3 protein-coding genes are annotated in these 7774 nt (G+C 68.4%); 1 reads left to right on the top strand and 2 read right to left on the bottom strand.

Translation table 11 applies throughout. From position 1 onward, the window contains the following. Positions 1-456: 456 nt before the first annotated feature. A complete protein-coding gene (gene metH / locus ACETK3_RS21105) occupies positions 457-4101 on the top strand; it encodes a methionine synthase (protein ID WP_373993579.1) in 3645 nt (1214 codons plus the stop codon). On the opposite strand, the gene ACETK3_RS21100 is transcribed toward metH, so the two are convergent. Both ACETK3_RS21100 and ACETK3_RS21095 read right to left on the bottom strand, forming a co-directional pair. Further along, positions 4091-6973, bottom strand: coding sequence for an ATP-binding cassette domain-containing protein (locus tag ACETK3_RS21100; protein WP_373993578.1), 2883 nt, complete (start codon positions 6971-6973; stop codon positions 4091-4093). The two genes, metH and ACETK3_RS21100, sit on opposite strands and share 11 nt — an antisense overlap. Beyond that, positions 6970-7539, bottom strand: a complete 570-nt coding sequence (locus tag ACETK3_RS21095) for a hypothetical protein (RefSeq protein WP_373993577.1) — start codon at positions 7537-7539, stop codon at positions 6970-6972. The genes ACETK3_RS21100 and ACETK3_RS21095 overlap by 4 nt, the downstream gene beginning before the upstream one ends. Positions 7540-7774 lie beyond the last annotated feature (235 nt).

Raw genomic sequence — 7774 nt, 5'->3', positions numbered from 1 at the left:
CTCGTTCAAGGCTCGTGGTCCTGTTCCAGGTTGAATGCTTAGACACACTCATCCCAACAGGGCCACGGGCCCCTTTGTCTTCAACGACACGAACTCAATTCCCCATCAACCGCGAAGAGCCAGATAACATCCCTCACAGCAGGGCTATTGATCCTTTAGGTATCAAGGCGCATCGAACTCTACTTACCACTAGCCAACATTTTCGTGTTGAGCCTGCTGCCTTTAAAGGCAGCATTCTTAGCCTCCTCTTTGAAAGAGTGGCCAGCGTTTGACAACATCTTGTCGTGTTGAGGAGTCTAAATCCTTGTACCCTCGACTCAGCATCCTGAAGCGGCATTGGGCTCGGAACCGAACCAATGGCGAGGGCCGGTCCGAAAGCTACGCCCAAGCACTCACCAGGCCGTAGCATCCGGACACACAGCGCAACGCAGGCGCCCCCGCCCGTAACCTGTTTAAATGCCTCGTTTTGCACTGGACATCGAGTCCGTCCCCCGTCCCGCCCGGTCCCAGGAGCTGCTGGACGCCGTGAACCACCGGGTGGTCATTGCCGACGGCGCCATGGGCACCATGCTGCAGGGCCGGGACCTCTCGCTCGAGGAAGACTTCCAGAACCTCGAGGGCTGCAACGAGATCCTCAACGACACCCGCCCGGACGTCATCGCGGACATCCACGACGCCTACTTCGCCACCGGCATCGACGCCGTGGAGACCAACACCTTCGGCGCCAACTGGTCCAACCTCTCCGACTACGGCATCGATGACCGCATCGAGGAGTTGGCAAGAAAGGGCGCACAAATCGCCCGCGAACGCGCGGAAGCGGCAGAAGAAACAGACGGCCGCGTGCGCTGGGTCCTCGGCTCCATGGGCCCGGGCACCAAGCTCCCCAGCCTGGGCCACACCAGCTACGACTACCTCAAGCAGACCTTCGCCCTGCAGGCCGAGGGCCTCATCGACGGGGGAGCGGACGCCTTCCTCATCGAAACCAGCCAGGACCTCCTGCAGACCAAAGCCGCGGTCAACGGCTGTAAACAGGCCATCGTCTCCAAGGGCATCCGCCTCCCCATCTTCGTCGAAGTGACCGTCGAAACCACCGGAACCATGCTCATGGGCTCCGAAATCGGCGCCGCACTCACCGCCCTGGAACCGCTCGGCGTCGACGCGATCGGCCTGAACTGCGCCACCGGCCCGGACGAGATGAGCGAACACCTCCGCCACCTCGCCAAGCAGTCCTCCGTGGCCATCGCCTGCATGCCTAACGCCGGCCTGCCCATCCTCGGCGCCAATGGCGCGCACTACCCGCTCACCCCCACCGAACTCGCCACCGCGCACGAACAGTTCGTGCGCGAATTCGGCCTGGGCCTGGTGGGCGGCTGTTGCGGTACGACGCCGGAACACATGGCCGCCGTCGTCGAACGTCTGGCGCCCTTCCGCGCCAAAGCCGTGGCGACCAAGGAAGACAACGCACCGGCGAGAATCCCCGAAGAGCGTGAAGCCGGCGTCGCCTCCCTCTACCAGCACGTGAACTTCGACCAGGAATCCGCGTACCTGGCCATCGGTGAGCGCACCAACGCCAACGGCTCCAAGGCCTTCCGCCAGGCGATGCTCGAAGAGCGCTGGGATGACTGCGTGGACATCGCCCGCGAACAGATCCGCGTCGGCGCGCACCTGCTCGACGTCTGCGTGGACTACGTGGGCCGCGACGGCGTCGCGGACGTCAAGGAGATCGTCTCCCGCTTCGCGTCCGCCTCCACCCTCCCGCTGGTCATCGACTCCACCGAACCTCCCGTCCTTAAGGCCGGCCTGGAGCTCATCGGCGGCCGCCCCGTGGTCAACTCCGTCAACTACGAGGACGGCGACGGCCCCAACAGCCGCTTCGCCCGCATCATGCCCCTGGTCAAGGAACACGGCACCGCCGTCATCGCCCTGACCATCAACGAAGAGGGCCAGGCCCGCACCACCGAGGGGAAGGTGGCCATCGCCTCCCGCCTGATCGATTCCCTGGTGGGTGAATGGGGCATGCGCGTCGAGGACATCATCGTTGACTGCCTCACCTTCCCCGTCGCCACCGGCCAGGAGGAAACCCGCCGCGACGGCATCGAAACCATCGAGGCCATCCGCCAGATCACCGCCAAGTACCCGGGCATCAACACCACCCTCGGCGTCTCCAATGTGTCCTTCGGCCTGAACCCGGCAGCGCGCATCGTCCTGAATTCCGTGTTCCTCCACGCGGCCGTCCAGGCCGGCCTGACCAGCGGCATCATCGACGCCGCCAAGATCGTGCCGCTCGCATCGCTGCCCGATGAGCAGCGCAAGGTGGCCCTGGACCTGGTCTGGGACCGCCGCGAATACGACGCCGACGGCAACACCACCTACGATCCCCTCGCCATCATGCTGGACATGTTCGCCGGCGTCGACACCGCAGCACTCAAGGACCAGCGCGCCGCCGAACTTGCCGCGCTGCCCACCGGCGCGCGCCTGGAACGGCGCATCATCGACGGCGAAGGCAAGGGCCTCGAAGCAGACCTGGACCTGGCCCGCAGCGAGGGCATGACCCCGCTGGGCATCATCAACGACCACCTGCTCGAAGGCATGAAGGTGGTGGGCGAACGCTTCGGCGCCGGCGAAATGCAGCTGCCGTTCGTGCTCCAGTCCGCCGAGGTCATGAAGAACGCCGTGGCCCTGCTCGAGCCGCACATGGAGAAGTCCGATTCCTCCGGCAAGGGCACCATGGTGATCGCCACCGTCCGCGGCGACGTGCACGACATCGGCAAGAACCTGGTGGACATCATCCTCACCAACAACGGCTACAAGGTCATCAACATCGGCATCAAGCAGGGCATCGCCGAGATCATCGCCGCCGCGGAGCAGCACAACGCGGACGTGATCGGCATGTCCGGGCTGCTGGTGAAGTCGACCGTAGTGATGAAGGAAAACCTCGCGGAGCTGCAGTCCCGCGGCCTGGCCAAGAAGTGGCCCGTGATCCTGGGCGGCGCAGCCCTGACCCGCGCCTACGTGGAGCAGGACCTCGCCGAGCAGTTCGACGGCGTGGTCCGCTACGCCAAGGACGCCTTCGAAGGCCTGTCCCTGATGGAACCCCTGGTCCGCGTGGCCCGCGGCGAGTCCCCGGACGACGTCGGCCTGCCGCCGTTGAAGAAGCGCATCCACAAGGGCGGCGCGAAGTTCACAATCACGGAACCGGAAGCCATGCCCGGCCGCTCCGACGTCGCCACCGACAACCCCGTGCCCGTGCCCCCGTTCTGGGGCACCCGCATCGTCCGCGGCGTCTCGCTGCACGACTACTCCGCCTTCCTTGATGAGCGCGCCACCTTCATGGGGCAGTGGGGCCTCAAGCCCGGCCGCGGCGAGGACGGCGCCTCCTACGAGGAACTGGTGGAACGCGAAGGCAGGCCGCGCCTGCGCTACTGGCTGGACCGCATCCTGGGCGAAGGCATGCTGGACGCCTCCGTCGCCTACGGCTACTTCCCGGTGGTCTCCGAAGGGGAACAGGTGGTGGTCCTGCACCACGGCGAGGATCCCGACGGCGTCCTCGGCACCGCGGGCCTGCTCGCCCCCGACGGTGGTTCGGGCGGTCCGCTCGGCACCGACCGGCTGCGCTTCGACTTCCCGCGGCAGCGCCGCGACCGGCACCTGTGCCTGGCCGACTTCGTGAAGTCCCGCGAGTCCGGTCAGATCGACGTGCTGCCCGTGCAGCTGGTTACCGCCGGCTCCAGGATCGAGGAGTTCACCTCCAAGATGTTCGCCGCCAACCAGTACCGCGACTACTACGAGCTCAACGGCCTGGTCATGCAGCTCACCGAGGCGCTGGCCGAGTTCTGGCACGCGCGCATCCGCAAAGAGCTGGGCTTCGGGGCCGAGGAGCCGAAGGACACGGCGGGGTACTTCAAGCTGGACTACCGCGGCGCCCGCTTCTCGCTCGGCTACCCCGCCTGCCCGGACATGGAGGACCGCCGCAAGGTCACCGAGCTGCTGAAGCCCGAGCGCATGGGCGTCATCCTGAGCGACGAGCTCATGCTGCACCCCGAGCAGTCCACCGACGCGTTCGTGTTCCACCACCCGGAGGCCAAGTACTTCAAGGTGTGAGCTGGCGCCGGTCCTTGGGTCGGGCGGAGGGGGACCGCCTGGCTGATGGCTGGGCGGCGCTGTCCTTGGCGGAGTGCCCGCCCTGCCTTCCGTCCGTGGCGGACACCGGCTTCACCCGCCTTAGCGACGCCAGGACGGCGCGGCCCACCACGGCGATCCCAATAACGGTGGTGACGGCGCGCAGGGTGTCCCAGCCCGCCGTCGAGGTCAGCAGCGAGTACAGCAGGAAGCTGCTGAGGTTGGTGCCCAGCGGCGCTCCGGGAACGTAGGAAATGCCGGTGCCCGCACCCACGGCGAAGGGCCAGAACCACAGGTTCAGCAGCAGGCCGAACAGGTAGGACGCCACGACGCCGTAGCCGGCCAGCATCCACAGTTCCGCCCTTCCCCGCACCCGGCGGGGGAGCAGCCCGGCCCCGGCGCCCACCCACGCGCACGCGAAAATCTGGAACGGCGTCCACGGCCCGATTCCGCCCCACAGCGCGCTGGACACGGCGATGGTCGCCGCGCCCAGCAGCAGCCCGAACCGGGCACCGAAGGCGCGGCCGGCCAGGATCAGCAGGATAAACACCGCTTCCACGCCCCCGACGCCGGTGCTCGCCACCCGGACGGCGGAACCAACGGCGGCCAGCACGCCGAGCAGTGCCACCGTGTGTGCCGAGCGGACGGACCCGTCCAGGGAAAGTACGACGGCGACCGCGGCCACGGGTGCGATGGCCAGGGCAATGTAGGGGGTTGCGGCGGCGGCGTCCTGGGGGAGCGCCGCGGCGAGCAGAGGCCAGCAGAACGCCGCGAGGGCGAGCAGGTTGGCTGCTGCGAGGACGGTCAGTTCGGCGCCCCGCGGCAGCCGGAGGCGGTGGGGCTTCTGTGCACCCCCAGTGACGGCCTGCTCCTGGACAGCCGCTGGTGCCGTCCAGGTGAAGGCAGGCGCGGGTGCCGGGACGAATGCTTCCCGGATCGGTTCCAGCTCTGCTGACGGGGCCAGACCGTCCCGCATCGGCAGAATCCGGGCGCCCAGCCCGTGGGCAAAGTCAAGGTCGTGGGTGGCGATCAGGACGGCCGTGCCGTCGTCCGCGGCAGCCCGCAGCGCCGCCGAAACCGCTGCGCGTGCGGCGGGATCGAGCCCGCGGGTGGGCTCGTCGATCAGCAGCACCTCCGGGTTGTCCATGGTCTGCAGCGCGATGGCCAGGATCCTGCGCTCGCCGGCGGACAGGTCCCGCGGATGCTCGTGGCCGATGGGTATTCCGTCCGCTCCGCGCAGCCGGGCAAGACGCGCAGCAGCAAACCCGGGTTCAGGCTGTATACCCTTCTTTCCACGCGCCAGCCGCCGTTCCGCCGCGCGAAGCTCGCCCGCAACCGTGTCCCTGGTGAAGAGGTCGTCGGAGGCGTCAGGCACCAGGGCGACCCGGCCGCCGTCGACCGTTCCTGCACCGGCGGTTCCCGGCGTCCCCTTTCCCAGCGCCAGAGCCACCAGCAGCGACGACTTCCCGGCCCCGTTCGGCCCCACCAGCGCCACGACCCCGCCGCGGTGCAGGGCCAGCGAGGCGTCACGCACCAGGGGCGTGCCCTTGTGGTGCACGGAGAGGTGGGCCGCCGTCAGCACGGAGGGCTGCTCCGGAACGGCAACGGGCGCTGGATGTGCACCAGCCGGGGTTGAAGGGGACGGCGCAGTACCGGGCACCAGCGCCGCATCCCGGATGGTCCACCATGCGTCGGCAACCGGTACCAGAGCCTCCGCCCGGTGCTCGGCAACGATGACGCAGACGCCTTCTTCGCGGGCCAGCGCACTGAGGATGGTGATGACGCGCGCGCGGGCCGTGGCGTCGAGATCGGCCAGGGGCTCGTCCACCAGCAGAAGCCTGGGTTGGTCCACGACGGCGGCCGCGATGGCAACGAGCTCGGCCTCACCGGCCGAGAGGGTGCTGACGTCCCGGTCCAGCAGGGCCGTTACCCCGATCCGTTGCGCCACCTCCAGCACTCGCGCCTTCCCGGCGAGGGACGGCACGCCGCGGAGTTCCAGCGCCAGGGCAATCTCGTCCCGGACCCGGCTGGTGGCGAACGCGGCGCGGGGATTCTGCAGAACCACGCCCACCATGCGGGCCGTATCCCGCGGCGGAGTGCCGACGCGGTCCAGCCCGCCGACCCGCACGGTGCCGGAAATCTCCCCACCGTCGACATGGGAGAGCAGCCCGGCGATGCCGCGGAGGATGGTGGACTTGCCGGAGCCCGTAGGCCCGGTCATCACCGACAGCGTCCCCGGCCGCGGTTCGAAACTGCCAACCTGGAGCTGGGCCTCACCAATCCGGAACTGCGCGTCGCGCACCTGAAGTGGGCTGCCGCCGTCGTGATCCGTGTGGGAGGTGCCCCGGCTCCCGAAGCCGCGCAGCTCCAAGGCCGCGGCCACCCTGCCGGCGTGTTCCAGCGTGCGCTCCAGGATCGGCACCAGGGCCCGGGGCCCGAACCGTTCGCCCCGGAGCCGGAAGGCCAGGCGGACGGAGGCCACGGCGTCGGACAGGGCGGGGAGCGACGCCCACGCCACCACCAGCATCCGCGCAATGCCCTGCAGGGGGCCGCCGCGGGCCAGGCGGACGAAACCGCGGGATACATCCACCCAGGCGTTGAGCAGCCCGAAAGCCAGGATGGTCAGGGCGATCGGCAGCGCGGACAGCACCGCCGCCCACAGCCCCGGGGCGGTGACCGGGCCCAGGAACACCACATGGGCGTACGGGGCGGGCAGCCGCAGCGGCGGGAGATTGAGCAGGACCGGACTGCCGGTACCCGCCCCGTTGAACAGGACGCGGTAGACGACCCGCGCCGCGATGAACACAGCGGCGAGAACTGCCGCTGCGCGCAACGGCGCGGGCCGGAAGGTCATGACGCGGGTGCTGCCGGTTCGTTGTCCACGGTGTAGAGCAGTTCAAGGCTCTCACCGGGGCTGAGCTTGAGGCTGTCCAGGCCTTCCTGCGCGTAAGCCCACGTGCCGGCGGCGGGCTTCACCCACAGGGCCCAATAAGAGACCGTGTTTTTGTCATCGCACGCTTCGCGGGTAGTGCCACCCTTGTGCTTGATGTCGAAGTCCGCAGCGGGCACGCCGTTGACGCGGCACGCGAAGCTCGTGGGGTACTTGGCGGTGCCTTCGATCTTCACGTCGGCTTTGCCCAGCACGTCCGATGCCACGGTGGGTCCGTCCACGGACACGCAGGTGGAGGTGTCGGCGGCGGCCTGCTTCAGGGCGCCGGAATCGACGATGACCTTCACGCCGGCGCAGGGGCCGGCGGAGGTTGAAGCGGCGCTGGCGCTGGATGAAGCCGATGAGGAGGATGCCGGGGCGGAGGAACTTGGCTGGTTGGCCGCCGGGGTGGAGCAGGCGGCGAGGGTAAGCAGGAGGCCGGCGGCGGCGATGGAGCTCGCGGCGGCGGTGCGGATCGTAGTCAATGTCACCTGTCAAGGGTAGGGCGTTGCCGGTCCGGAGCCGATGGCGGTTCCGTTGTGTGACGCCGGGTCTCAACATGGCCAGGCGGGCACCACCCACAAAGGCCGACGGCGGCACTCAAGCTTGGGTTCTAGTGGTCGTTGCAACACCCCTTAGTTTTGGGAGTTGCAACGACCATGTCGTCTTTAAGCGAGGGCAGGACCCCTCGACGGAGCTATACCTCCGGGGAAAGGGAAGGGTTCT

The organism is Arthrobacter sp. E44 (assembly GCF_041877125.1).
GTDB lineage: Bacteria > Actinomycetota > Actinomycetes > Actinomycetales > Micrococcaceae > Arthrobacter.
The sequence above is the reverse complement of the archived record's forward strand: the minus strand, read 5'-3'. Positions and strand labels throughout refer to the sequence as shown.

Coding starts and splice junctions, on each gene's coding strand:
- metH (WP_373993579.1), top strand. CDS start 457: ATGCCTCGTTTTGCACTGGACATCGAGTCCGTCCCCCGTCCCGCCCGG.
- ACETK3_RS21100 (WP_373993578.1), bottom strand. CDS start 6,973: ATGACCTTCCGGCCCGCGCCGTTGCGCGCAGCGGCAGTTCTCGCCGCT.